Here is a 23,578-nt window from a genome sequence, read left to right on the forward strand (position 1 = left end):
CCTGCCAATGTTCACGGAGGGTCCATGTACAAACGCGCTGCATCGCTCGCCGTACTGCTGGTGGCCGTCGCATCCCCTGTCGCGACGGCCGCTCCGGCCTCCACGGTCTACGTCCACGGAGCCGACATCGCCGCCGCGGAACAGGCTGTCGAGGCAGCCGGTCTGCGGAAGCTCACGAGCTTCCGCAAGATCGGCGTCGTAGCCGCGCGGGGCGACTCCGCGCAGATCTCCTCCGCGAGGACCAGGGCGGGTGTGACGCGCGTCGAGGTCCAGAAACCGATCAGGTTCCTCGGTTCGACCTCGCACACCGCCACCCGCGGCCTGGACGCCCGCAACAGCCTCGGGCTCACCGGCGCGGGCGTGTCGGTCGCGGTGATCGACTCGGGTGTGGACCCGACGCACCCGTCGTTCGGCGGCCGGATCGTCCGCAACCTGAAGAGCCTGTGCCTGGACGGCTCGACGCAGACGAACTGCATCGTGCCGGTGCCGAACTTCCTCGACACCGACACGACGTCGCTGGGCGGCCACGGCACGCACGTCACCGGCATCGCGATCGGCGGCGACGTGCAGACCACCGGCGGACCGGTGATCCGCGGCGCGGCGCCGGGCGCGAAGGGCGTCGTGATCTCGACCGGCGCGGCGATCCTCATCCTCGGTGCCGACGCGGCGCTGAACTGGGTGCTGGAGAACCACCGGGCCCCCTGCGGCGCCGGCGTGCCCGCCTCGGCCTGCCCGCCGATCAAGGTGATCAACAACTCCTATGGTCCGTCCGGCGGCGGGGCGTTCGACCCCGAGTCGGTGACCGTCAAGCTGCAGCGGCAGCTGGTGGCCGAAGGCGTCGTCGTGGTGTGGGCGAACGGCAACGACGGCGGCGATGGTTCAGCGAACCTGTCCAACCCGCCCGGCGTCGACCCGACCCCCGGCGTGATCTCGGTCGCGTCCTACAACGACCAGGAGACCGGTACCCGCGACGGCGCCGTGTCCGACTTCTCGTCGCGCGGGCTCGCCACGGACGCCGCGACCTGGCCGGACATCTCGGCTCCGGGGGAGAACATCGCCTCGTCCTGCCGGCTCCACCTGCCGATCTGCGCGACCGGCCTGAAGCCGCAGAACGGGCCGGGACTGCTCGACCTCGGCACGTTCAACACGATCAGCGGCACGTCGATGGCGGCACCGCACATCGCCGGGATCGTCGCACAGCTGTTCCAGGCCAAGCCTTCCGCGACCCCCGCCGACATCGAGCGGGCGCTGAAGTCGACCGCCCACAAGTACGGCACCGGCTACGGGCCCGCGGGCCCTTACACCTCGTCGTTCGACAAGGGCACAGGTCTGGTCGACGTGGTTGCCGCGGTAAACGCTCTGTAGATCACGATCAGGCATCGCTCGGCCGGGGAGATCGGGACTTAAGACCTGTATCTGCCCCGGTCGGGTGATGATCGAGCTGGTTCTTATGGCGGACAGGCCTCAAGTCGAGGCAGAATGCAGCGAACGGGTTTTCGCGGTGATCACCTCACACTCGGCGCAGGCGTAGGGGAAGACGTCCCTCGTCGAGTAGCGGAGGTCAGCAGTGAGCACCCGTGGCAGCACCAGTGGCGTGGTTTACGTCCACTCGTCGCCGTCTGCGGTCTGTCCGCACGTCGAGTGGGCGATCTCGGGCACCCTCGGTGTCCGGGTAGACCTCAGGTGGGCAGCGCAACCAGCGGCACCAGGCCAGTTGCGCGCCGAATGCGCATGGACCGGAGACGCCGGCACCGGCGCCAAACTCGTGGCTGCGCTGCGCGCGTGGCCCATGCTCCGGTTCGAGGTGACCGAAGAACCGTCCTCAGGTCAGGACGGCGAGCGTTTCTGCTTCGCGCCCGTTCTGGGGCTCTGGCACGCCAGAACCTCGGCCAACGGCGACATCGTCGTCAACGAGGACCAGCTGCGTTCACTCGCGGTGCGTGCTCGTGGCGGTGAGTCCTTCGCGCACGGCGTCGACGAACTGCTCGGTGCCGCGTGGGACGACGCGCTGGAACCGTTCCGCCGCGCGGGCGACGGCGCCCCGGTGACGTGGCTGCACCGCGTCGGATGAGTCCTGAGTGGACCCCGCTCACCGTTTGGGCAGCGGGGTTTCTTCTCGGTGCGTTGGGTCCCAGGCCAGCATGAGCTGCCCGTAGAGCGCGGAGGTCTTGAGCAGGTGCTCGTGCGTGCCGAGCAACGGCCTGCCGCCGTCCATGACCAGCACCCGGTTCGCTCGCAGAGCCGAGCTCAGCCGGTGCGCGATCACCACGAGAATTCCGTTCCGGCGCGCGAAAGCCCGTTCGACCCGGGCCTCGGCGGCGGGATCGAGATGTGAGGTCGCCTCGTCGAGGATGACGACGCTCGCGGACGTGACGTAGACCCGCGCGAGCGCCAGGAGCTGCGCCTCACCAGCGGAAAGTCCTTCGCCGCCGTGACCGAGCGCCGCGTCCAGCCCGCCGAGGCGGTCCAGAAGTGGTTTGGCACCAACCCTTTTCGCGGCTTCGACGAGGTCCTCGTCGGTCGCCCACGGCGCGAGAAGCGTGAGATTTTCCCGCACGGTGCCGGTGAACAGGTAAGTCTCCTGCGGGATCAGTGCGATCGCGTGGTGCCGGACCGCCGGCGTCACCCGGTCGACGGGCGCCCCGCCGAAGAGGACGGTGCCGTTGTCCGGTGCCATCAGGCCGGTGAGCAGACTGGCCATTGTGGACTTGCCGATGCCGGACGGGCCGACCACGGCCAGGTGGTCGCCGGGACGCAGGTCGAGCGACAGGCCGCGCACCACCGGTTCCGCGTCCGGGCTCCAGCTGAACGTGACGTCCCGCAGCACGAACTCCCCGTTGGACGGGGTCTCGGTGCCCACGTCCCGGTCGGCGGGCGGCGCCGCTTCCTGAAGTCGTTTGAGCGCGACCATCAGCCGCATCACGACAGTGCTGGTGGTGCGCGCCAGGCCGTGCAGCGCGGGGTTCACGCTGTTGGTCAGGTAGACGACGGCCGCCAGGACCGCACCCGTCGTGAGCTGCCCGGACGCGACGAGCGGGGGAGCGAACGCGACCAGCAGGGCGATCGGCGCGAAGCCTCCCAGAGCGATCACCGTGGCGCGCAACGAGTTCGCCCACGCGACGGTGATCGTGGCCTTGGCCTGCAGGTCGATCTGCTTCGCGACGTCCCCGTACGCCTCGGCGGCCGCGTCGCAGGCGGCGACGTCACGCAGGCCGGTCAGCACCGACCCGGACGCCTCCGCGGTGTGTTCGTCCGCCATCACGGCGTCGCGTTGCCGTTTGGCGAGCGACGGGAGCATCAGTCCGAAGAGCACCAACGCGGCCACGATCGGGAGCACTACCAGCCAGATCAGCGCGGAGGCCGTGGTCGCGACACCGATGAGCGCGGCGAGCGTCGTGACCAGGAGGGCACGGGCCTGCACCAGCACGCCCGCGGTGGCGTCGCGGACCACCTCGACGTGCCGGGTGATCATGGCCACCGCGCTGGCGTCCGGTGTGCGGCGGTGCGACGGGTCGTTCAGCACGCCGTTCACGACCCGGGCGACCAGGGCGTCGCGCATCGGTTCGACGACGGAGCCGAGCCGGGCGAACACCTGCCGCTGGCCCAGAGCGCCCACCACCGCGAGAGCGGCGAACGCGAGCAGCCACAGCACGCCGGCCAGCGGATCGCCCGCCGCGAAGCCCTTGTCGACGGCGGTGCCGACGAACCTGCCGCCGAAGAACGCGGGAATGCCCTCGAGCAGGGACCAGCCGAGCAGGACCAGGACGCCTCTGCGATGTCCCGCCAGCGTCGAGAGGTAGAAACGCATCACTCGCCTCCGGTGAACACGGCTCGGTAGTCCGCGTTGGTCCACAGCTCCTGGTGGGTGGCGGTGCCCCTGACGCGGCCGTCTTCCAGCCACACCACGAGGTCCGCTCTCGCGGCCGTCGCCGCGCGGTGCGTCACGACGACGCGGGTCCGGCCGGGCAGTGCCGTGGTGAGCGCCTTGTCCACTTCGGCCTCGGTCACGGTGTCCAGACTCGCCATGGCGTCGTCGAGCACGAGCACGTCGGGATCCCGGATGATCGCGCGGGCGAGGCCGATCCGTTGCGCCTCACCGCCGGACAGCGGGGCGTCGGCCACCGGTGTCTCATAACCCCGCGGGAGACGGATCAGCACGTCGTGGACCTGGGCGGCAACCGCCGCGTCCCTGACCTGGACCTCGTCCGCGTCCGTTCCATAGCCGATCGAACGGCCGATCGTGGTGCCCAGCAACGCCGGGCGTTCGAACGCGTACCCGACCGAGTCGTGGCCGGTCACCTCGCCCGCGTCCACAGCGGACAGTCCGCCGAGCACCGCCGCCAGCGTCGACTTGCCCGCGCCGGAGCTGCCGACGATCGCGGCGAACGTGCCGGCCGGGATCATCAGGTCCACGTCGCGCAACGCTTCGCCGACGCTGACGCCCCGCAGTTCGATGACGCCGTTGGACCGCTTGGGAGCAGGGCGTTCCGGTGCTTCGGTGTCGAGGACCTCGACGATCCTGGAAGCGGACGCGCGGGTCCGTTCGAGGACGGTCAGCTGGGTCATCTGGCCGACGATGCCCATGCCGAGCGCCGAGTAGCCGAGGGCGGCGAGCACGTCACCGGTGCTCAGCCTGCCTTCCATCACACCGAAACCGGCGGCGGTGAGCACCGCGACCTCGACGGCGGGCAGCAACAGCCCGGCTCGCCACATCATCCTCGCCTGGGTGCGCCACATGCCGGCGCCGGCCGCGGCGAGCCGGGGCAGCGGCTCCAGCACGCGGTCCGTCTCGCGGTCGGCGATGCCGGCGGACGCGATCGTGCGCAGACCGGACACCGAGTCGAGCAGCCGCGCGGACACCTCACCGGACACTTCCTGGTAGGTCAGCACGTCGTCGGCGGTCATGCGCATGTGGGTGCGGATCAGCAGGCCCGCCAGCGGGACGCTCAGCACGAACACCGCCGCGAGCCGCCAGTCCAGCAACGCGAGCGCGACGACGGCGCCCGCCGAGGACACGGCGGTGACGACCAGCGTGATCAGCGTGACCGCGATCCCGCCCGCGTTGCCGCAGTCACCCGTCACGCGGCTCACCGCGTCCCCGGCGGCGAAGGGGGAGGGGTGACCGAGTTCGAGCAGCTTTCTGGAGAGCTTGCGCCGCAACCACGCCGTGGCACGGCTCGTGGTGCTCGCGGCGAGCACGATGCCGATCGCGTCCCCGATGATCTCGGTCGCCGCCAGCACGAGCAGCCACACCACGGTGAACAGCACGAACGTGCCGCTCAGCGCCATGTCGACGGCATCGGCGAGTGCGGCCGGGAGCAGCAGGCCACCGGTCGTGGCGACCGCGGCGTTGAGCATCAGCAACCACGGGCGGTGGTCGCGGCGGACGACGGAGAACAGCAGGGCGTCACCGGGTTTGGCCATCGCCTGTTCCTCCGGGGGTCACGAGGGCGCATCATGAGGCAGGGCCCGACAGCTGGCCGGCTGCCGGGCCCTGCAGTCGGAGGGTGAGCGGCATACTTCGCCTATGCCGCTCACTCACCGCGGTGTTTCAGTTGAGGCGCAATCAGCAGGCGAGCAGGCTGACGGTGCTGTGCGAGCACGGCAGCAGCAGCGACGCGTTGGACGCGGTCGTGGAGCCGCCGCCACCGCCGCCGCCGTGGCCCGACGCCATCGCGTTGCTCGGCGCCTCGGGGGTCTCGAGGTCCTGCATGTCGAGGATGAAGCCCATGACTGTCTCCTAATTTCGAGGGATCTTGCTACCGGTCCGAGAGGACCGGGGCCTGGGCCCTTCCGAGGAAGGGGAGTGGTGGACGTTCGTCCACAGTGGAGGCGATGGCGAGCAGAACGCCCGCGCCGCCGGTGTTGAGGTCCATGGAGAGCCGGCGCAGCTGCACACCGGGGAAGGCGAGCCCTCCGCCGTAGCGCACCGCGTGCCAGCCGAGTGCCTTGAGGTGCTGCCGCACGGAGCGTTCGAGACGCTCGTCCGGCCGGTGCCTGGCCGCGTGCGCCAGCGTCGCCATCAGTCCGGCCCTGCCCAGCGTGAACGCCGGCTGGATGACGAACTCGCCGGTGCAGCCGCCGAGCAGCTCGGGAAGCTTCGCCACGCAGGGACGTTCCGGCGCGACCTTCGCGAACTCCGTGAGCACCAAGGCGATTCCCGCGCCGCCGATGCCGACGTACGGCAAGCTTCGGAACGTGCCGTCGCGCACCTGCAGCGATCCGTCCAGCGCGACCATCGTCTCGGCCAGGTCGCGTTCGAGCGCCTGTTCGGACAGGTCGAGCCAGCGCGGCTGCGCGGTCTGCTCGAACATGCGCAGGAAGAACAACGCGGGACCCGACCAGCCGTGCAGCAGCCCGGCCTTCGCCTTGTCACCGGGCGGCGGCGCCTGCTCCAGCTGCTTCGCGAGCCGTTCAGCCAGTTCCTCGGCCTGTGCGACGAAGTTCTGGTCGTCACGCGAGTCCGCGAAGTGCAGCAGGTTGAGGCCGATGCCGGACAGGCCGGCGCTGAGCCCGTGGTCCTGCGTGGTGCGCACGAGCGGGACGTAGCTCTCGACGAGCTCGGTGGCGACGTCGTGGTGACCGAAGTTCTCGAGCACGTGGGCGATGCCGTGCGCGCCGACGTAGAAGCCGGGTTGCTTCGGCGGGTCGTTGCGAACCGACCTGATCAGCCAGTCCTCGTGTTCGGGGTAACGGCCCTCGCCGCTCTCCGCGAGTGCGTGCAGCACGCCCGCGGCGCCGTGGCCGAAGCCCGCGCCCCCGGTCTCGAACTGCTCGATGTCGCCGGGGAACAGGCGGTCCTTCCGGTGCGGGGTCGCGCTGTGCAGGATCGCCGTGGCGATCTCCTTGCGCACGACCGTCCAGTCCGGGTTCTCGTCGTCGAACGCGGTGAACGCGGGATCGGCCGGCGGGTCGACGCGCGGCGTGAGCACGTCGAGGATCTGCCGCTGGTAGTCCTCGCCCAGCCCGAACCGTTCCGCGACGACGTGCACGTGCTGGCGCAGCTTGGCCGGTGCGAGCTCCAGCACCGCGTTGAGCGGCAGGAAGATCCACAGCTTGAGCGCGGCCAGGGGGTAGGCGTCGATGTCGAAGCCCTCGCGGTCCTTCGGCGCCTGGAACCCCGGCGCGCCGAGCGTCGGCCGGTGCACGTCCTCGATCGTCGACGACAGCTCGAAGTCGATGAGCGAGACCTCGTCGTCCTCGCCGACCAGGATGTTCATCGTGTGCAGGTCGCCGAACACGACACCGCGTTCGTGCACCCGCGCCACCAGGTCCTCGACCTTGGCGATGAGCGCTTCGGCCCGGACGCGGTAGTTCTCGAGGAGCTCGCCGGTGGTGTCCCTGTGCGTCAGCGGGTAGTTGTGGCCGAGCCACTGCCCGAGCGAACGCCCCGGCATGAACTCCATGGCCACGAACAGGTGCTCCCACTCCGTGAAGCGGTCGTACACCTCGGGAACACCGTCGACACCGTGCAGCTTCGTGAGGATCTGGTGCTCGAGCTCCAGCCGCGCCACGGCGTCACGGCCCTCGCGGTCGAGCCCGGCGTGAGGCCGTGCCTCCTTGAGCACGACCTCCTTGCCGTCGCTCTTGCGAGTCGCGAGGTAGACGCCGCCACCGTTGGAGAAGTGCAGCGAACTCTTGATCTGGTACGGGAACTTGTCCGCGTCGCCGGCGTTGCGCTCGGCCAGGTGCGGCTTCAGGAAGGCCGGCAGCTCGATCCACTCGGGCAGGCTGAACACCGGCTTGCGCTTGTCCGCGACGAGCTCGCCGTCCGGACCCGCGATCGCCAGCACCTGCTGCCCGTCGACCTCGAGCCACTGCTCGGCGAACCCGCCGTAGCGCACGTACAGCGGCCCCTTGCCGAAGCGCAGGTCGCTCAGGATGTAGGCCCCGTGCTCGCCGTCGAGCACCTGCGCCAGTTCGGTGCAGATGGTCTCGAGCTGCTCGGTGTCCTTCGGGTAGATCGTGATCAGCTTGCCGCTGCCGTCACGGGGCGCGTACTTCGAGTTCCTGGCCAGCACGATCGAGATCGTCTGCAGGTACTTGAAGGGAATTCGCCGCTCGACGCAGTAGTCGAAAGTGGCTTTGAGAACCGCGCCGGCGTTGTCGAGCCCAGCGGAAACGTGGATCTTCCACCCCTGGTTGGGCAGTTGCGCCCCGGCCGGGTGGTGGTGCCGCCACACGTTGCGCTCGACCGTCGTCCAGTCGGGCGGCAACGCGGGGAGCTCGACCGAAAAGTCGTCGTTGGGAGTGCTTTCGGTGCTGCTCTGCAGATCGTAGAACTGCCGATCGGCGAAGCAGTACGCCTCGTATCTGAGGTCCACCGAATTCCCCTCCCTGACTCGTTTTTGTTTTCTTTGACGCCGCATATTTCCGCACAATCTCACGGCTATGGGGAATCCGCCGTTCGAGTCATATGGGTCGCCCGTTCGTGTCCGAAAGACCATTGGTTACCGGTGCGTATGTGACTTGCCGTGATGAGGTTTGGGTCCATCTCACCCGGTTGAGATGTTTGCTCGGATGTGCCTGGGAGAGGATGTGCAGCGGTTCCGCTAAACGGCACTGAGACGTTCCTGATCTTGTACGCCTCTGAGCTGCGGTATTCCAGGCGGAGCTCGACGTATAGTTAGGAGGGCACAAACGTCGTGTACGCGCTGTGTCGGTTGCTCTTTACGAGTGAAGCCTTAATTGGCTGCTATTGCGTGTTTGATACGGCCGAATGGCGGTATGGGATACGCCATTGGCACTCATTCATAGGATTAGATTGGCGCTCGCCTTTGTGTAGCAAACATTGTCTTGCTACATCCAAGTCGCCAAATTCTTGTGTGATGTAATCGTTCGAGTGAAATTTTGTGTTTCGATGTAACGGGACACGTTCTGTGAGCGGCCCTCCACTGCTCGCGTGTCGTGCGGCTAGGCTTGCGCGCGTGGGGAGCGTGGCAAGCCGCTGGCTGGTGCCGGCCGTGGTCGTGATCACCGGTGCCGCGGTGGCGGCCGGGATGGTGGGACGGACCGTGTACTCCCGCCCGGCCGAGGCTCGTGGGGCGCCTGCCGTTGCGTCTTCGTCTGTCGTTGGACCCTTGCCCGGGTCTTCTGAGGTTCGGTTGAGCCCGGACTCGTTCACCCATCCCGATCGGACTGCCGTGCAGCGTGTGCTGCAGAGGTACTTCGACTCGATCAACTCGCTGGACTTCGACGGGTGGCGTGAGGTGGTTTCGGCTCGGCGGGTTTCTTCCACGCCTGAGGTCGGGTGGGTTGCTGCCTACGAGACCACCCGGGATGGCGGGGTGGTGGTGCAGCGGGTCGAGTCCGATGTCGTGGGGCGGCGGTTGCGGGTTCTGATCTCCTTTGTGTCCACTCAGGACGTTGCCAAGGCTCCGCCTGCCTTGCCTGAGGGGTGTATTCGGTGGCGGGTGGTTTATGTGTTGGTTTGGGAGGGTGGGGTGTTGAAGGTGGATGAGGCGCCGGAGAACCGGAACCCTCAGATGGAGAAGTGCTGATTCGCCTCGCCTCGCCTCGCCTCGCCTCGCCTCGCCTTCGGCTTCGGCGTTGGCGGTTTGTGTCGGTGGTTGCGTTGCTGGCGTGTGGTTGCGCTGCTTCCTGGGGGACTCCGCCCCCCAGACCCCCCACGATCTGATCGAAGACCGGCCCGCGCCACGCGTGGGTAGATGGCACGCCTGTTGCTTTGGGCGGAGTTGCGTTGCTTTGAGGGGTGCGGTGGTGGGGTGGTCCCGTCACGAGCCGCACCTGAGCGAGCCACATCTGAAGAGGAGGGTCAAGTCGACGAAAAGCGTGTCGACTTGACCCTCCTCTTCAGATGCAGCAAGGACTGAGGTGCGACTCGTGACGGGACCACCCCACCCAGACCGTGCGGTAAAGACGGCTCGCCTTCGGCGTCGCGTGCGATCAGGTGGGCTCGCCTTCGGCGTCGCGTGCGATCAGGCGGCTCGCCTTCGGCGTCGCGTGCGATCAGGCGGCTCGCCTTCGGCGTCGCGTGCGGTCTGTGTGATCAGAGCGCGGGTGTTGCCAGCCAGCCCAAGTTCCAGTCGCAGACTCAAGTCCCTGGCCCAGGCTCAGATCCCGGGCCTAGCTCGCGGTGCCTCGCCTCGTCCGCCGAAGTCCCCCGCCCAGTCCCAGACCGAACTCTGGCCGAGTCCTGCCAGCCGAGCTCTGGCCTCGCGCAGCCGTGCCTCGTCCTGCCCTGGCGCCATGCCTGTCGTGCCCCAGCGGTCACGCCCACCCTCGCCCAGCCCGCGTCCTCGTTCCTCCCTCACCCTCGCCGCCCCCCCCGCACCCGACCGCACCCGACCGCCCCCCGCACGCTCTGCGGCCGACCGCACGCTCTGCGGCCGACCGCACCCGACCGCACCCGACCGCACCCCCCGCACCCTCTGCGGTCGCCCCCCACCCCCCGCCCTCTCCGCGGCCGTACCCCACCCGCGGCCGTACCCGCACTCGCGGCCCTGCCTCCCTGCCCCTGCCCGCGCTTCGTCCTCGACCTTGCCTTCCAGCCCAGTCCCGCGCCTCGTGCGCGGCCCGGCCTTCCAGCCTTTGCCCGCGCCGTGCCTCGTCCTCGTCGGCCTCGTCCTCGTCGCTGGACTGTCAGACCTGCTCGCTAGATTGGGTCGCGGGGGAGCCTCAACCCGAGGGGACCCCTGCGCGAGCGTGCCGGAATCGTTGGCGGGCATGCACAAGGCCCCGGTCCGCGATGCGGGCCGGGGCCTTGTGGTGGTGCTGTGTGGTGCTTAGGCCGGGGTGAAGGCCAGGGCCACGTTGTGGCCGCCGAACCCGAACGAGTCGTTCACCGCCGCTTCCAGCTTGATCTTGCGTGGTTCGCCTGCCACCACGTCCAGCGTGACGGCCGGGTCTAGGTTCTCCAGGTTGAGCGTCTGGGGAACGATGCCGTCGCGGATGGACAGGACGGTCACGATCGCCTCGACCGCTCCCGCTGCGCCCAGCAGGTGGCCCAGTGCGCCCTTCGGGGCGGTCAGGACCGGGTGGTCGCCGATCGCCTTGCGGATCGCCACGGTTTCCGCGACGTCGCCCACCGGGGTGGACGTTGCGTGGCAGTTCACGTGGCCCACGTCGGACGGGTCGATGCCGCCGGAGCGCAGGGCTGCGGCGATCGCTCGTGACTGGCCCACGCCCTCGGGGTCCGGGGCCGTGATGTGGTAGCCGTCGGCCGAGGTGCCGATGCCCGCGAGGCGGCCGTAGATCTTCGCGCCGCGGGCTTCCGCGAACTCGCGGCGTTCCAGGACCATGACGCCCGCGCCCTCGCCGAGGACGAAACCGTCGCGGCCCGTGTCGAACGGGCGCGAGGCCTTCTCCGGCTCGTCGTTGCGGGTGCTCATGGTGCGGGCCTGCGAGAAGCCCGCCACCGGGATCGCCGTGATGCACGCTTCCGCGCCGCCTGCGACGACCACGTCGGCTTCGCCGGACATGATCATGCGGTAGGCCCACGCGATGGCTTCCGCGCCTGACGCGCAGGCGGAGACCGGGGCGTGCACGCCCGCCTGTGCCTTCAGTTCCAGGCCCACGTGCGCGGCCGGGCCGTTCGGCATCAGCATCGGGACGGTCAGCGGCGACACCTTGCGCAGACCGTGCTGTTCCAGGATGTCGTCCTGGGTCAGCAGGGTGATCGCGCCGCCGATGCCCGTGCCGATGATGACGGCGAGGCGCTGGCGGTCGACGGTGTCGTCGTCGTGGCCCGCGTCGGACCACGCCTGGCGGGACGCGACGATGGCGACCTGCTCAGAGCGGTCCAGGCGGCGTGCCTCTACTCGGGGGAGCACCTCGGTCGGGTCCACCACGAGCTGGGACGCGATCTTGACCGGCAGGTCGTACTTCTCGACCCAGTCGTGGGTCATGGGGCGAACCCCGCTCTTGCCGGCCAGAAGGGCGTCCCAGGTGGACGTGACATCACCACCGAGCGGGGTGGTGGCACCCAGCCCGGTGATGACGACCTCGATGCCCGAAGTCACTTGTTGCTGGTGATGTAGTTCACCGCGTCACCAACGGTCTTGAGGTTGGCCAGCTCGTCGTCCGGGATCTTCACGCCGAACTTGTCCTCAGCCTGGACGGCGATCTCGACCATCGACAGCGAGTCGATGTCGAGGTCGTCCACGAAGGACTTGTCAGCGGTGACGTCGTCGGCGGCAACGCCGGCGACCTCTTCGACGATCTCGGCAAGGCCGGACAGGACGTTCTCGCTCACTGAAGTTCCCTTTCGATTGAAACGATGGAAAAACTCTGGGTGGTACTCACGGGCACCGGACCACCTGCCCCGCGTAGGACAGGCCCGCGCCGAAACCGACCATCAGCACCACGTCTCCGGAGGAGATCTCGCCCGCCGACCGCATGTGGTCCAGCGCCATGGGGATCGAGGCCGAGGAGGTGTTGCCGGATTCGACGATGTCTCGAGCGACCTTCAGGTCCTCTCGCGCACCATTCTTGCGCAGACGCTTGGCGATCGCCTCGATGATCCTGAGGTTCGCCTGGTGCGGGGCGAAGACGTCCACGTCGGACAGTTCGACCCCGGCGAGTTCGGCTGCGCGGATCGCGACCGGTGCGATCTGCGTGGTCGCCCACCGGAAGACCGTCTGGCCCTCCTGGTGGATGAACGAGTCGCGGTCGTCGATCCTGATGACCTCGGACATCGAGCCGTCCGAGCCCCAGGCGACGGGGCCGATCTCGTTCGTGTCACTGGCGCCGACCACGACGGCACCCGCGCCGTCCGCGAAGATGATCGCGGTCGAGCGGTCGTCCTGGTGGGTCCAGTCGGTGAGCTTCTCCGCGCCGATGACGAGGATGTTGCGCACCGAGCCGCCGCGGACGATGTCCGCCGCCGTCGCGACGGCGTAGCAGAAGCCCGCGCACGCGGCGTTCAGGTCGAACGCGGCCGCGGCCTGGATGCCGATCTTGGTGGCGATCTGGGCGGCGGCGTTCGGGATGGTCGACGGCATGGTGCACGTCGCCACGATGATGCCGCCGATGTCGGCGGGCGTGAGGCCCGCGTCCTCGATCGCCTTGGTGCCCGCGATGACGGACATGTCGACGACGCCCTCGTCCTTCGCCGCCACCCGCCGGTTGACGATGCCGACCCGCTCGCGGATCCACTCGTCCGAGGTGTCCATGCGCTGGGCGAGGTCGTGGTTGCTCACCACGGTCTCGGGCTGGTAGCTGCCGAGACCGAGGATGCGGCTGCCCGCGACTGCCTGCGGGGCCTGGAAGGCTGTCACTTATCGGCTCCAGCGGTGTCGAAGAGCTCCGCGACCTTCTCCAGCTGGTCGGGCGTCTTCAGGGCGAGGGTCGCGGTGCCCTTCATCGCACGCTTGGCGAGACCCGTCAGCACGCCGGCGGGCGGCAGCTCGACCGAGCCGGCGATGCCCTTCTCGACGAAGGTGGCCTGGCAGAGGTCCCAGCGCACGGGGCTCGTGACCTGGGAGACCAGGCGCCGCAGCACCTCGGCGCCCTCGGTGACGACCTGACCGTCCTTGTTGGACACCAGCGGCAACGACGGGTCGTGCGTGGTGACTTCGGCGGCACGCGCGCGCACCGCGTCCTCCGCGGGCGCCATGTACTTGGTGTGGAACGCGCCCGCGACCGCGAGCTTGCGGATCTTCGCCGGGCCCGGTGGGTTCGCCGCGAGCTCGTCGAGCGCGGCGTGCGGACCGGCCGCGACGATCTGGCCCGCGCCGTTGCGGTTGGCGGGCACGAGGCCGAGCTCCTCCAGGCGGGCGAGCACCTCCGGCTCGTCGCCGCCGAGCACCGCGGCCATGCCGGTCGGTTCCAGGGCGCACGCCTGCGCCATCGCGGCACCGCGCACGGCGGCCAGGGCGACGGCGTCGTCGGCGCTGATGACGCCCGCGACCGCGGCGGCGGCGAGCTCGCCGACCGAGTGGCCGCCGACGATCACGGCGGAGGGCAGTTCGACGCGGCGGCGCAGCTCACCGAACGCGAGCACGGCGAGAGCCACGACCAGTGGCTGGGTGATCGCGGTGTCGACGATCTCGTCGGCCTCCGCGGTGGTGCCGAGACGCACCAGGTCCAGGCCCGTGATCTCCGACCACGTCCGCACCTGCTTCTCGGCACCCTCCAGTTCGAGCCAGGGGGCGAGCATGCCGGGCGTCTGGGACCCTTGTCCGGGCGCGAGGAGTGCGATCACGTCGATTACTAAAGCTGGTGAACCCACCCGCACCCCATGCTGTGAAGAACGAAGTACTGCGATCGTATTTGTAGAGACCCTACAAAAGTGTCTGTCAGGTGAACGCTCCGCGACGTAAGGCCAGCTCAGCGCTGTGGAGGGTCGTTTGGCCCTCACCCCAACGGATGTGTGCGAAGTCCGTCACAGCTCGCTCGCTACCACAGGCCACGGGAGCGCGCTAGGCGTCCTACAGACAATGCGACGCGAAGCACAAGTGCGTCTCGAGCGTCATGTGCATTTCTTCCCGTCATTTCCTGAACGCGCCGAAGACGATATCTGACCGTGTTCGGGTGGACGAAGAGTCTTTTCGCGCACGTCTCCAGCACGCCGCCGACCTCCAGGAAGGCGTCGACGGTCTCCAGCAGCGCGCCGCCCGCGTCCTCCAGCGGCCGGGCGACCCTGTCGACGAGCTGCCACTCGGCCTCCGGGTCGCCGGCGAGCGCCCGTTCCGGCAGCAGGTCGAGCGAGCGGACCGGACGAGGGGCGGCGGGCCAGCCCACCACGGCGCGCAACCCGCTCAGCGCGTCACTCGCACTGCGATGGGCCTCGGCGAGGCTGGCCACCGTCGGCCCTGCCACGACCGGACCCTCACCGAAGCCCTCCGAGATGCGGCCCAGCACGTCCTCGCCGGTCTCCGTCGGGCCGCCGAGCACGACGACCAGCCGTGAGCCCTGCACGGACAGCAGCACCGGACGACCCGCGCGGGCGGCCTTGCTGCGCACCGAGTAGATGATCGCGGGCGGGTCCTCGCCGCCGGGGTTGCCGACGAGCACCGTGGCCTCCAGCGCCGGGTCCCAGCCGAGCGCGGCGGCACGGGACAGCAGCGACTCCTCCGGGTCGCCACGCACGACACCGTCCACGACCAGCGCTTCCAGCCTCGCGTCCCAGGCACCGCGCGCCTCGGCGGCGGCCGCGTAGGAGGTGGCGGCCGAGAAGGCGATCTCCCGCCCGTACCGCAGCACGCCCTCCATCAGCAGCGCGCGCTCAGCCTCGTTCGCGGCCATCAGCGGCATCTGCTCCTCGAACAGCTCCAGCGCTATCCGGACCAGCTCGACGGTCTGGCGCAGGCTGACCCAGCGGGAGATGTCCTTGGGGGCGCTGCGGAACGCGTCCGCGGTCAGCCGGATCGCCTGCTGCCGGTCGTGCAGCCACTCGACGAACCCGGCCACGCCGTTCTGGATCAGCAGCAGAACGCTCGCACGCTGGTCGGGGGGCATCCGCGCGAACCACGGCAGGCGCCGCTCCATCTCGGCCACGCTGGCGGTCGCGAGTGAGCCCGATGCGCGTTCGATCTTGCGCATGGTGCGGGCGGAGAGCGTCGGCGGGTGCTCCTCCTTCACCTTGCTGCTGGTCATACCCGCAGCTTAGGCGTTCGAGCGGACATCACCGGGATGGGTGACAGAACCCATGTACCTGAATGAACAGTCCTACCTTCGGGCAGCAGAGGTCATGGTCGTCCGGTGCGGAGGTTTCGTCTTGCGTAGGTTCCCGGCACTCGCCCTAGGGGTCGTCGCTCTCCTGACCACGAGCACGACCGCCTCCGCCGATCCACCCGATCCACTCGTCGAGTTCCACTCGCAGCCGGTCAAGTGGGCCCCGTGCGAGGGAAAGCTCGCCGAGCTGGAATGCGCGGTGCTCGTCGCGCCCCTCGACTACACCAAACCGGCCGGCGACAGGATCAACCTGACGATCAGCCGCAAGAAGGCCGTGGCGGCCGATCGCCGTCGTGGCGTGCTGTTCACCAATCCGGGTGGACCCGGCGGGTCGGGGCTCGGCCTGCCCCTGTTCTTCAGGAAGTCCGAGCTCGTCCAGGTCTACGACGTGATCGGCATCGACCCGCGCGGTGTCGGCGGTTCGACGGCGCTGAACTGCCGCGCCGCGCCCGCGATCGCCGCACCGGAGTCACGGCCCGCGGACGGCGAGTTCGGCAAGTGGGCCGCCGAGGCGCGCGAGGCCGAGGAGGCCTGCCAGAAGTCCGGCGGCGGGATCCGGCAGTTCATCAGCACCGCGAACACCGCGCGCGACATGGACGTGGTGCGCGCCGTGCTGGGCGAGCAGAAGATCAACTACCTGGGCTACTCCTACGGCACGTACCTGGGCGCGGTGTACGGGACGCTGTTCCCGAACCGGCTCGACCGCAGCGTGCTCGACTCGGCCGTGCACCCGGAGTGGATCTGGCACGAGCAGTTCCGCCAGCAGGCCATCGCCTACCGCAAGGACGTCGAGACGTGGGCGTCGTGGGTGGGGGAGCGCAACGAGAAGTTCGGGCTGGGCAAGTCGCGTGACGAGGTGCTGGCCGAGGTCGAGAAGGTCGCCGCGAAGCTGCACGCGACGCCGGTCGGCGAGCACAACCGGTCCTCCTTCGACGGCGCGATGGGCGTCGGTGCCCGCTACCGTCCACTGTGGTCGGACCTGGCGTCGATCGTGACCAAGCTGCGGTCGGGGGAGCAGCCGGCGAACGCCGAGGGCGCCAAGGCCGGCCAGGTGCTCGCGAAGACCGGACTGGACGAACTGCGGTCGGGCGTCTTCGACACCGTCACCTGCGAGTCGGACTGGCCGACCGACCTGCACAACTACTTCGAGGACATGCGGATGTTCCGCGACCGCTACCCGTACGGCTTCGGCATCGTGCGGGCCGCTCCCATGACGTGCACGTTCCGCTCGTTCACGCCGCCGGAGCCGCCGGTCAGGATCGGGCGCAACGGCTACCCGGTCGGCGTCGTCGTGCAGTCCGAGGGCGACACGCAGACCCAGTACGCGAGCGGACCGGCGATGGCGCAGCGCCTAGGGCACAACCTGATCACCGTCACCGACGAGGGCAAGCACGGCCTCTACAACGGTGGCAACAAGTGCGTCGACGACAAGGTCAACCGCTACCTCATCGACGGAGGGCTGCCGGGCAGCAGTTCCGAGTGCACCGGCGACCCCCGGCCCGAGGTGCCGAAGGACGGTCAGGGAGGCGCCGCCCCGGCGTTGTCCCCGGAGGGGATGCAGGCCTATCTGGACGGCCGCGGCTTCTCCGCGAGGCCTTAGGTCAGGGCCAGGAAATGTGGAAGCGCCCGCCACGGAGCGTGGCGGGCGCTTCCCTCTCCCCGGTCCCCACCGGTAGTTCCACTCTGGACTGTATTGCGACAAAAATCCACGTCAGCCACCCTTTCGTGTAGCAGTGTCGAAGTTGTGGAGCGGTGTGATCCACGAAACGATCACCGCGTCTGATCTTCACTCACCGCAACTTTGTTCAAGGAGGGCCCGTGGGCTCGCAAATCACCGAGGGCCTGGGCCAGGCGTGGGCGATGGTCGCCACGTTCGTGCCGAAGCTGCTCGGCTTCCTGCTCGTTCTGGTCATCGGCTGGTTCATCGCCAAGGCACTCGCCAAGGGTGTTCAGTTCCTCCTCAAGCGCGTCGGCTTCGAGAAGCTCGTCGACAAGTCGGGCCTCAACGGCGCGATGCGGCAGTCGTCGATGGACGCGTCCGGTCTGATCGCCAAGATCGTGTACTACTTCGTGCTGCTCATCGCGCTGCAGCTGGCGTTCGGCGTCTTCGGCGCCTCGAACCCGGTCAGCACGCTGCTCAACGAGGTCATCGCGTACCTGCCGCGCATCGTCGTCGCGATCGTGCTCGTGATCGTCGCGTCGGCCATCGGCACCGCGCTCAAGGGTCTCGTCACCGGTGCGCTGGGCCAGCGCTCGTACACGAAGCTCATGGGCAACATCACCTACGGCTTCGTGATGGCGCTCGGCGTCATCGCGGCGCTCAACCAGCTGGGCATCGCCATCTCGGTGACCATGCCGGTCCTGATCGCCGTGCTCGCCACCATCGCCGGCGTGATCGTCATCGGTGTGGGCGGCGGCCTGGTCCGCCCGATGCAGGCGCGCTGGGAGGGCTGGCTGACCCGTGCGCAGGAGGAGGCGCAGGTCCAGTCGCCGATGCCGCGCGCGTCGCAGGAGATGCCGCAGACCGTGGGCGGCCGGTTGGGTGACATGGCCACCCCTCCGTCGGGCACCCCGATGTCCGACAAGTAGATTTCGGGAAAGTAGTCCTACCTCGTAGGAAGGGGCCGTGCGCAAACATCTTGCGCACGGCCCCTTTCTGGTGTTCTGACAGTTCTCCAGTTCCGGTCCAGCGCCCGCACCCAGCCTCATGTCCACCCGAACTGTTCCGTCGCGGTGGAGGACCTATGAAAGCCCTTGTGCTGTCCGCGGGCGTACGCCCGGCCGGATACTCGCTGCCTCGACAGATCGTCCCCATCGCGAACAAGCCGGTGCTCGAGTACGTCGTGGAGAACCTGCGGGACGTCGGCATCACCGACATCGGCATCGTCGTCGGCGACGGTGCCCAGGAGATCTCCGAGCTGTTCGGCGACGGCTCGTACCTGGGGGTCTCGATCACCTACATCCAGCAGGACGTGGCTCTGGGCCTGGCGCACTGCGTGCGGATCGCCCGGCCGTTCCTCGGCGACGACGACTTCGTGATGTACATGGGCGACAACGTGCTGGTCGAGGGCATCGGCCAGATCGCCGACGAGTTCGCGCGGCTGCGGCCGTCCGCGCAGGTGCTCGTGGACAAGGTCGAGGACCCGCGGCTGTACGGCGTCGCGGAGGTGGACGAGAACTCGCGCGTGACGCGGTTGATCGAACACCCGCAGGAGCCGCGCAGCGATCTCGCGATGATCGGCGTCTACTTCTTCACGCCCGCGATCCACGCCGCCGTCGACGCGATCGAACCGTCGTGGCGCGGCGAGTTCGAGATCACCGACGCGCTGCAGTGGCTGGTGACGCACGAACGCGACGTGCGGGCGCGGATGTACTCGGGGTTCTGGAAGGACACCGGGAAGGTCGAGGACGTGCTGGAGTGCAACCGCGAGCTGCTGATGGGGCTGCGGACGGACATCCAGGGCATCGTCGACGACGAGTCGCGGCTGATCGGTGACGTCGTGGTCGAGGAGGGTGCGCGCGTGGTGCGGTCGTGCATCGTCGGGCCCGCGATCATCGGCGCCGGGACGCTGGTCGAGGAGTCGATCATCGGCCCGTACACGTCGATCGGCGCGGACTGCCGGATCGTCGACTCCGGGCTGGCCGACTCGATCGTGCTCAACGAGGCCACCGTGCACAACGTCTCGGGCATCGAGACCTCGTTGATCGGGCGCCGGGCCCGCGTCGGCTCCGCGCGCCAGCACCGGCTGGTCGTCGGTGACGGCGCGCACGTCGACCTCGCCGCCTAGCGGCGCGACCCGGAACGTTGGCGAGGTGATCCACGCTCAGCAGGGCGCCTCGCGGCGCCGCCCCCACACCCCCGTACAACCAGTACGACGACGTGGGGGCGACACCACGACGCACCCGTCCGACCGCGAATTCGCCCGGCAACCATCCGAGCCACACCACTAGTTCTTCCTGATCCAGTCCTGAAGGCGGTCGCACTCCTCGGCGACCGCCTTCTGCCTGCTCCTCGGTTGTTCGTCGATGTAGTCGACGGAGATGGTGCGCTCCTTGGAGACGGCCCAGGTGGCGACGACGTAGCCGTCGACGAGGACCGTGGGCTTGCCGCCGATGACGACGCCGAGCCGGTCGTCCGCGATGACCCTCCTGCGGTCGGCGTGGGCGAGCAGGATGTTGTCGAACTCGGGCAGGAGCCGCACCGGGACAGGGGTTTCCGGGTCGGGGCGCGGGGCGTCGGGGAGGTCGAAGAGCTCCTTGCCCGCCTCGTTGCGGAACGTCACGAGGTCGGGCTCGAGCTGCTGGAAGACCTCACCGAGCCTGGTGAGACCCGACCACTGCTGTGCGTCCATCACCGTCGCCGGGCCGAAAGCCCTCAGGTAGCGCAGAACCAGCTCTTGCCTGTCCATCGCCTGCTGCGGCCGGCCCAGCCAGTTCTCGACGGTGGTGCAGACGGCCCTGCCGCTGCTGTGCCACAGGCCGCGCGGCGGGAGCTGGACGAGGGCGAGCTTGTTGCGCAGGGCGTTGCCGAGGACGGTGTGCTCGCGGTCGGGCCAGCGTTCCTCGAGCTGCCTGCCGGCGTCCGCGGTGCCCTGCGGGGTCTCGTCGAGGATCTTGCGGCCGGCCTCGGCGATCTCGTCGAAGTCGAGGCCCTTCAAGCGGGCCGCGAACGGGCCGCTCTGCAGTTCGCGGTCGAGCTTGAGCTGGGTGTGGGGCCGCAGGCCGAGCGCGTCCCGTGCGCTGACCAGGTGGATCGTGCCGCGCATCAGCAGCATGCGGACGGCTTCGCGGTCGGTCAGGAGGTCTTCGAGCTCTTTCGGCTGGAAGTCCCGCAGGCGGGTCCAGAGACCGATGTAGGGCGACTTCGGTTCCTGCGCCTGGATGCCGAAGAGGTGTTCGATGGTGGCGAGCGCGCTGAGATCGGCGCGCTCGCGCAGCATCTGGCGTTCGATCAGTGCTCTGTTGAGCTGGTCCTGGCTGAGCGTCCCCATCGGGACAGACTAGAACCTGATGAACGCGAACCCGGTGCCGTTCGGACGTTCTCCGTCGTGGACGACGAGCAGGTTGAGCTTGCCCAGCACGATGTCGGCGCCGTCGGAGTGCTCGACATCGGCGATCTTGAAGTCCTGCAGCGGTTTCATGTCCGCCTTGCGGTATGCGACGAACCGCGAGTCACCCTGGCTGGACGCGAGCAGCACGTCGTCCGCGATCGTGAGGCCCTCGGCGTCCGCTTCGAGCCACTTGCCGCCGAAGCCGGGGTTCGGGCCGTCCGCCTCGCATTCCTCCGTCTCGGGGTTGTACTTCTGCGGCGCGCCCCACGTGCGGACCTTGTCGACGAGCTGCGGCTTGCCGAAGCCGTTGTTCCGCAACGGGATGCGCCAGATGCCGACGTCCTCCTGGGCGGCGTACAGGGTGTTCGTGCGTTCGTCGATCACCATGCCCTCGACCTGCGGGCCCTCGCCGGGCTCGCCGCACACCGTCCACGCCCTGCCGTCGGGCAGGGTGAAGGTGCTCGGGAGGTCCAGAGTGGACACCTTCCTGGTGTCGTACCGGTCACCCTTCACCACCTGCAGGAGCGCGATGCTGGTCTCGTTGCGGCGGCTGGTGACGACGACGTCCTTGCCGCCGACGCGCCCGGCGGCCAGGCCGTAGACGGTGTGCTGGTCGTCGACCTCGGCCTCGGTCTTGGAGAACACCGGCTTGGTGGCCGGGTTCGTGACGTCCCGCACGCCGCGTTCGTCCACTTGGAACACCCGGATGCGGTCACGGCCGCGGTCGCTGACGAACGCCAGGTCGCCGAGGACGTCGACGTTGTTGAAGCGGCCGGGCTTCGCGTCCGGAGTCGGCGGCAGCGGCGCCGGATGGACGCCGATCGTGCGGCCGTTCAGGTCGAACGCCGCCAGACCGCCTTCCTTCAGCGTGCCCAGGACCACACTGCGTTCGGTGTTGCGCGGGTTCACCCAGATGGCAGGGTCGTCCGCGTCGGCGGGTTCCTCGAACGTCTGCGTGATGACCGTCGGTGTGATGACGGGCGTCGCGGGGGCGGTGAGGAACAAAGGCACGAGCGCCAGTGCTAAGGAAGATGACATGGTGGGACCGTAGGAAACACCGGTGTACTGCGACTGAACCGCGGGGGAACAAGCCGTGTGGTACGAGATGGGACTGACGATCTTCGGCCAGAAGATCGCGTACACGGAGCTGGTCGGGCAGGTGCTGGCGCTCGCGGTCGTGTTCCTGGCGCAGCGCCGTTCACTCTTGACCTGGCCCGTTCAGCTGGTCTCGGTCGCGCTCCTCTTCACCGTCTACCTGTCGGCGCACCTGGGCGGCCTGGCCACCAGGCAGGTCGCGGTCGGTGCGATCGCCGTCTACGGCTGGTACGCGTGGGTGCGGCGCCGTGACCCGGTCTTCGGCGTGGTGGTGCGCAAGGGTTCCCCGCGCGAACGGCTCGCGATCGTCGGCGCCTTCGTCGTCGGCACCGTCGCGTTCGCGCTGGTCCTGGACGCGCTGGACGCCTCGTGGGCGCCGTGGCCGGACGCCGCGATCTTCATCGGCACGATCCTGGCCTTCGCCCTGCAGGGCCTCGGGCTGGTGGAGTTCTGGCTGGTGTGGCTGGCGGTCGACGCCGTCGGCGTGCCGCTGCAGATCCAGTCGGGCCTGTACTTCAGCGCGTTCGTCTACGTGATCTTCGCGGGCCTGGTGGTCCACGGTTTCGTCGACTGGAACCGCACCGCCCGCCGGTTGACACAGGCGGCAAAGTCTCCTCTATGAGGGGACTGTTGATCGCTCTGCTGACCGCCGTCTCGTCGCTGGCAGCCGTTCCGGCCGTCGCCGCGCCCGCGCCGCGAACCGGATTCGAGCTCACCGGCAAGTGGACCACCGAGTCCGAGGAACAGGCCTACCTGCGCGCCACCGGCCTGCCTGTCTCCCAGATCGGGACGACCGCCCAAGGCCGTCCGATCCAGCTCGTGCGCGTGGGCTCCCGCTCCGCGCGCACGGTGGTTCTTCTCATCTGCTCCCAGCACGGCGACGAACCCGCCGGCCGCGAGGCGTGCCTGATCCGCATGCGCTCCCTGCCACGCTCGTCCGGCACGACCTACCTGTTCGTGCCGAACGCCAACCCGGACGGCCGCGCGGCCGACACCCGCGGCAACTCGGCCGGCGTCGACATCAACCGCGACCACCTGCTGCTGCGCACCGCCGAGGCCCGCGCGATGGCCTCCGTGATCCGCGACTGGCAGCCCGACGTCATCCACGACCTGCACGAGTTCGGCCCTTCCGAGCCCTACTACGTGAAGGACGTCCTCTGGCTGTGGCCGCGCAACCTCAACGTCGCTGATGGCGTGCACGACCTGTCCGAGACGCTCTCCCGCTCGTACGTCAGGCCTTCTGTGGAAGCGGCGGGCCGGACGTCCGGCGTGTACGGCATCTACGTCGACCCGGTGACCGGCGAGCCCGTCCGCCAGGTCGCGGGCGACGGCCAGGAACGCATCCTGCGCAACACGGGCGGGTTGAAGCACGGCATGGGGTTGCTGGTCGAGACCAACGTCGACAACACGCCGCTCTTCCGCGTCGACTCGCACCTGAAGGCGCTGGACGGCACGCAGTCGTTCGTCGGCTCGAACCGTTCCGCCATCGAGGCCGCCAACGCTCAGTCGCGTGCGGTGCGGTCCGGGCCGGTCTACTTCGGCGGGGCGGACAACCAGGCGCCTGACCCCTCGGACGTCGTGGCGACGCCTCCGTGCGGGTATGTGCTGACCGGGGCCCAGTACCGGGACGTGCAGGACGAACTGGCTCTGCACGGCGTCAAGTCGCAGTACCTGCGCGGCGGTGATCGCATCGTGCCGCTCGAGCAGGAGGCCCGCGCCCTGGTCCCGTTGCTGATGGACGCCCGAGCCGACGAGCCGTTGCTGAAGGCCCAGCCGGTCGCCCAGTGCTAGCGGAG

The 23,578-nt window shown here is 69.0% G+C and carries 19 protein-coding genes; 8 read left to right on the forward strand and 11 right to left on the reverse strand.

The window, feature by feature from the left end; all coding sequences use genetic code 11:
- Positions 1–24 precede the first annotated feature (24 nt).
- Together DFR72_RS35900 and DFR72_RS35905 are read left to right on the forward strand one after the other, a co-directional pair.
- On the forward strand, positions 25–1,365 hold the full coding sequence (locus tag DFR72_RS35900) for a S8 family serine peptidase (RefSeq protein ID WP_090070773.1): 1,341 nt from the start codon (positions 25–27) through the stop codon (positions 1,363–1,365).
- Between the two features lie 202 nt (positions 1,366–1,567).
- Positions 1,568–2,071: a DUF3145 domain-containing protein gene (locus DFR72_RS35905; RefSeq protein ID WP_030474501.1), complete on the forward strand. Its 504-nt coding sequence runs from the start codon at positions 1,568–1,570 to the stop codon at positions 2,069–2,071.
- Positions 2,072–2,089: 18 nt separating this feature from the next.
- Here the strand turns inward: DFR72_RS35905 and DFR72_RS35910 are convergent, their stop codons facing one another.
- The 4 genes from DFR72_RS35910 to lanKC form a co-directional block, all read right to left on the reverse strand.
- Entirely contained in the window at positions 2,090–3,808 is a 1,719-nt protein-coding gene (locus DFR72_RS35910; protein WP_090070776.1) for an ABC transporter ATP-binding protein, read from the reverse strand.
- Positions 3,808–5,424: an ABC transporter ATP-binding protein gene (locus tag DFR72_RS35915; RefSeq protein WP_090070778.1), complete on the reverse strand. Its 1,617-nt coding sequence runs from the start codon at positions 5,422–5,424 to the stop codon at positions 3,808–3,810. The genes DFR72_RS35910 and DFR72_RS35915 overlap by 1 nt, the downstream gene beginning before the upstream one ends.
- A gap of 142 nt (positions 5,425–5,566) precedes the next feature.
- On the reverse strand, positions 5,567–5,731 hold the full coding sequence (locus DFR72_RS35920; protein ID WP_090058697.1) for a SapB/AmfS family lanthipeptide: 165 nt from the start codon (positions 5,729–5,731) through the stop codon (positions 5,567–5,569).
- Positions 5,732–5,759: 28 nt separating this feature from the next.
- Positions 5,760–8,324, reverse strand: coding sequence for a class III lanthionine synthetase LanKC (gene lanKC / locus DFR72_RS35925; RefSeq protein ID WP_090070780.1), 2,565 nt, complete (start codon positions 8,322–8,324; stop codon positions 5,760–5,762).
- Between the two features lie 828 nt (positions 8,325–9,152).
- Here lanKC and DFR72_RS35930 point away from each other — a divergent pair.
- A complete protein-coding gene (locus tag DFR72_RS35930) occupies positions 9,153–9,500 on the forward strand; it encodes a hypothetical protein (protein WP_143086915.1) in 348 nt (115 codons plus the stop codon).
- 1,245 nt (positions 9,501–10,745) lie between these two features.
- Here the strand turns inward: DFR72_RS35930 and fabF are convergent.
- From fabF to DFR72_RS35955, 5 genes are all read right to left on the reverse strand, one after another.
- The gene (gene fabF, locus DFR72_RS35935; protein ID WP_090070784.1) at positions 10,746–11,981 is read right to left on the reverse strand and encodes a beta-ketoacyl-ACP synthase II; all 1,236 of its coding nucleotides are present in this window, start codon (positions 11,979–11,981) and stop codon (positions 10,746–10,748) included.
- The gene (locus tag DFR72_RS35940) at positions 11,978–12,214 is read right to left on the reverse strand and encodes an acyl carrier protein (protein ID WP_030474507.1); all 237 of its coding nucleotides are present in this window, start codon (positions 12,212–12,214) and stop codon (positions 11,978–11,980) included. The genes fabF and DFR72_RS35940 overlap by 4 nt, the downstream gene beginning before the upstream one ends.
- 46 nt (positions 12,215–12,260) lie before the next feature.
- On the reverse strand, positions 12,261–13,238 hold the full coding sequence (locus DFR72_RS35945; protein ID WP_090070786.1) for a beta-ketoacyl-ACP synthase III: 978 nt from the start codon (positions 13,236–13,238) through the stop codon (positions 12,261–12,263).
- Positions 13,235–14,164, reverse strand: coding sequence for an ACP S-malonyltransferase (locus tag DFR72_RS35950; protein WP_090070788.1), 930 nt, complete (start codon positions 14,162–14,164; stop codon positions 13,235–13,237). The genes DFR72_RS35945 and DFR72_RS35950 overlap by 4 nt, the downstream gene beginning before the upstream one ends.
- A 194-nt stretch (positions 14,165–14,358) precedes the next feature.
- Positions 14,359–15,558, reverse strand: coding sequence for a PucR family transcriptional regulator (locus DFR72_RS35955; RefSeq protein WP_090070790.1), 1,200 nt, complete (start codon positions 15,556–15,558; stop codon positions 14,359–14,361).
- A gap of 121 nt (positions 15,559–15,679) precedes the next feature.
- On the opposite strand from DFR72_RS35955, the gene DFR72_RS35960 reads away from it, so the two are divergent.
- The 3 genes from DFR72_RS35960 to DFR72_RS35970 all read left to right on the forward strand — a co-directional run bounded on the left by DFR72_RS35960 (position 15,680) and on the right by DFR72_RS35970 (position 19,424).
- Positions 15,680–17,236 (forward strand): alpha/beta hydrolase, encoded by a 1,557-nt coding sequence (locus tag DFR72_RS35960; RefSeq protein ID WP_245983778.1) that lies wholly within the window; start codon positions 15,680–15,682, stop codon positions 17,234–17,236.
- Between the two features lie 218 nt (positions 17,237–17,454).
- A complete protein-coding gene (locus DFR72_RS35965; protein ID WP_090070794.1) occupies positions 17,455–18,225 on the forward strand; it encodes a mechanosensitive ion channel family protein in 771 nt (256 codons plus the stop codon).
- Between the two features lie 155 nt (positions 18,226–18,380).
- Complete coding sequence (locus tag DFR72_RS35970) at positions 18,381–19,424, forward strand: glucose-1-phosphate thymidylyltransferase (protein ID WP_090070796.1); 1,044 nt, start codon at positions 18,381–18,383, stop codon at positions 19,422–19,424.
- Positions 19,425–19,583: 159 nt separating this feature from the next.
- Here DFR72_RS35970 and DFR72_RS35975 read toward each other — a convergent pair whose 3' ends face one another.
- On the reverse strand, positions 19,584–20,627 hold the full coding sequence (locus DFR72_RS35975) for a winged helix DNA-binding domain-containing protein (RefSeq protein WP_090070798.1): 1,044 nt from the start codon (positions 20,625–20,627) through the stop codon (positions 19,584–19,586).
- 9 nt (positions 20,628–20,636) lie between these two features.
- Positions 20,637–21,725 (reverse strand): phytase, encoded by a 1,089-nt coding sequence (locus tag DFR72_RS35980; protein WP_090070800.1) that lies wholly within the window; start codon positions 21,723–21,725, stop codon positions 20,637–20,639.
- Positions 21,726–21,792: 67 nt separating this feature from the next.
- Here DFR72_RS35980 and pnuC point away from each other — a divergent pair, with 67 nt between their 5' ends.
- Positions 21,793–22,404, forward strand: a complete 612-nt coding sequence (gene pnuC, locus DFR72_RS35985) for a nicotinamide riboside transporter PnuC (protein WP_090071057.1) — start codon at positions 21,793–21,795, stop codon at positions 22,402–22,404.
- A complete protein-coding gene (locus DFR72_RS35990; protein ID WP_090070802.1) occupies positions 22,401–23,573 on the forward strand; it encodes a M14 family zinc carboxypeptidase in 1,173 nt (390 codons plus the stop codon). Before pnuC ends, DFR72_RS35990 begins: the two co-directional genes overlap by 4 nt.
- The last annotated feature ends 5 nt before the right edge of the window (positions 23,574–23,578 follow it).

The sequence above is a fragment of the Lentzea flaviverrucosa genome, from assembly GCF_003350445.1.
In the GTDB taxonomy this organism is placed as follows: Bacteria; Actinomycetota; Actinomycetes; order Mycobacteriales; family Pseudonocardiaceae; genus Lentzea; species Lentzea californiensis.

What these genes read in the sequence shown, in the direction of transcription:
- DFR72_RS35970 (WP_090070796.1), top strand. Translation starts at nt 18,381, where the DNA reads ATGAAAGCCCTTGTGCTGTCCGCGGGCGTACGCCCGGCCGGATACTCG.
- DFR72_RS35920 (WP_090058697.1), bottom strand. Translation starts at nt 5,731, where the DNA reads ATGGGCTTCATCCTCGACATGCAGGACCTCGAGACCCCCGAGGCGCCG.
- DFR72_RS35975 (WP_090070798.1), bottom strand. Translation starts at nt 20,627, where the DNA reads ATGGGGACGCTCAGCCAGGACCAGCTCAACAGAGCACTGATCGAACGC.
- DFR72_RS35955 (WP_090070790.1), bottom strand. Translation starts at nt 15,558, where the DNA reads ATGACCAGCAGCAAGGTGAAGGAGGAGCACCCGCCGACGCTCTCCGCC.
- DFR72_RS35910 (WP_090070776.1), bottom strand. Translation starts at nt 3,808, where the DNA reads ATGCGTTTCTACCTCTCGACGCTGGCGGGACATCGCAGAGGCGTCCTG.
- DFR72_RS35900 (WP_090070773.1), top strand. Translation starts at nt 25, where the DNA reads ATGTACAAACGCGCTGCATCGCTCGCCGTACTGCTGGTGGCCGTCGCA.
- pnuC (WP_090071057.1), top strand. Translation starts at nt 21,793, where the DNA reads ATGGGACTGACGATCTTCGGCCAGAAGATCGCGTACACGGAGCTGGTC.
- DFR72_RS35980 (WP_090070800.1), bottom strand. Translation starts at nt 21,725, where the DNA reads ATGTCATCTTCCTTAGCACTGGCGCTCGTGCCTTTGTTCCTCACCGCC.
- DFR72_RS35915 (WP_090070778.1), bottom strand. Translation starts at nt 5,424, where the DNA reads ATGGCCAAACCCGGTGACGCCCTGCTGTTCTCCGTCGTCCGCCGCGAC.
- DFR72_RS35990 (WP_090070802.1), top strand. Translation starts at nt 22,401, where the DNA reads ATGAGGGGACTGTTGATCGCTCTGCTGACCGCCGTCTCGTCGCTGGCA.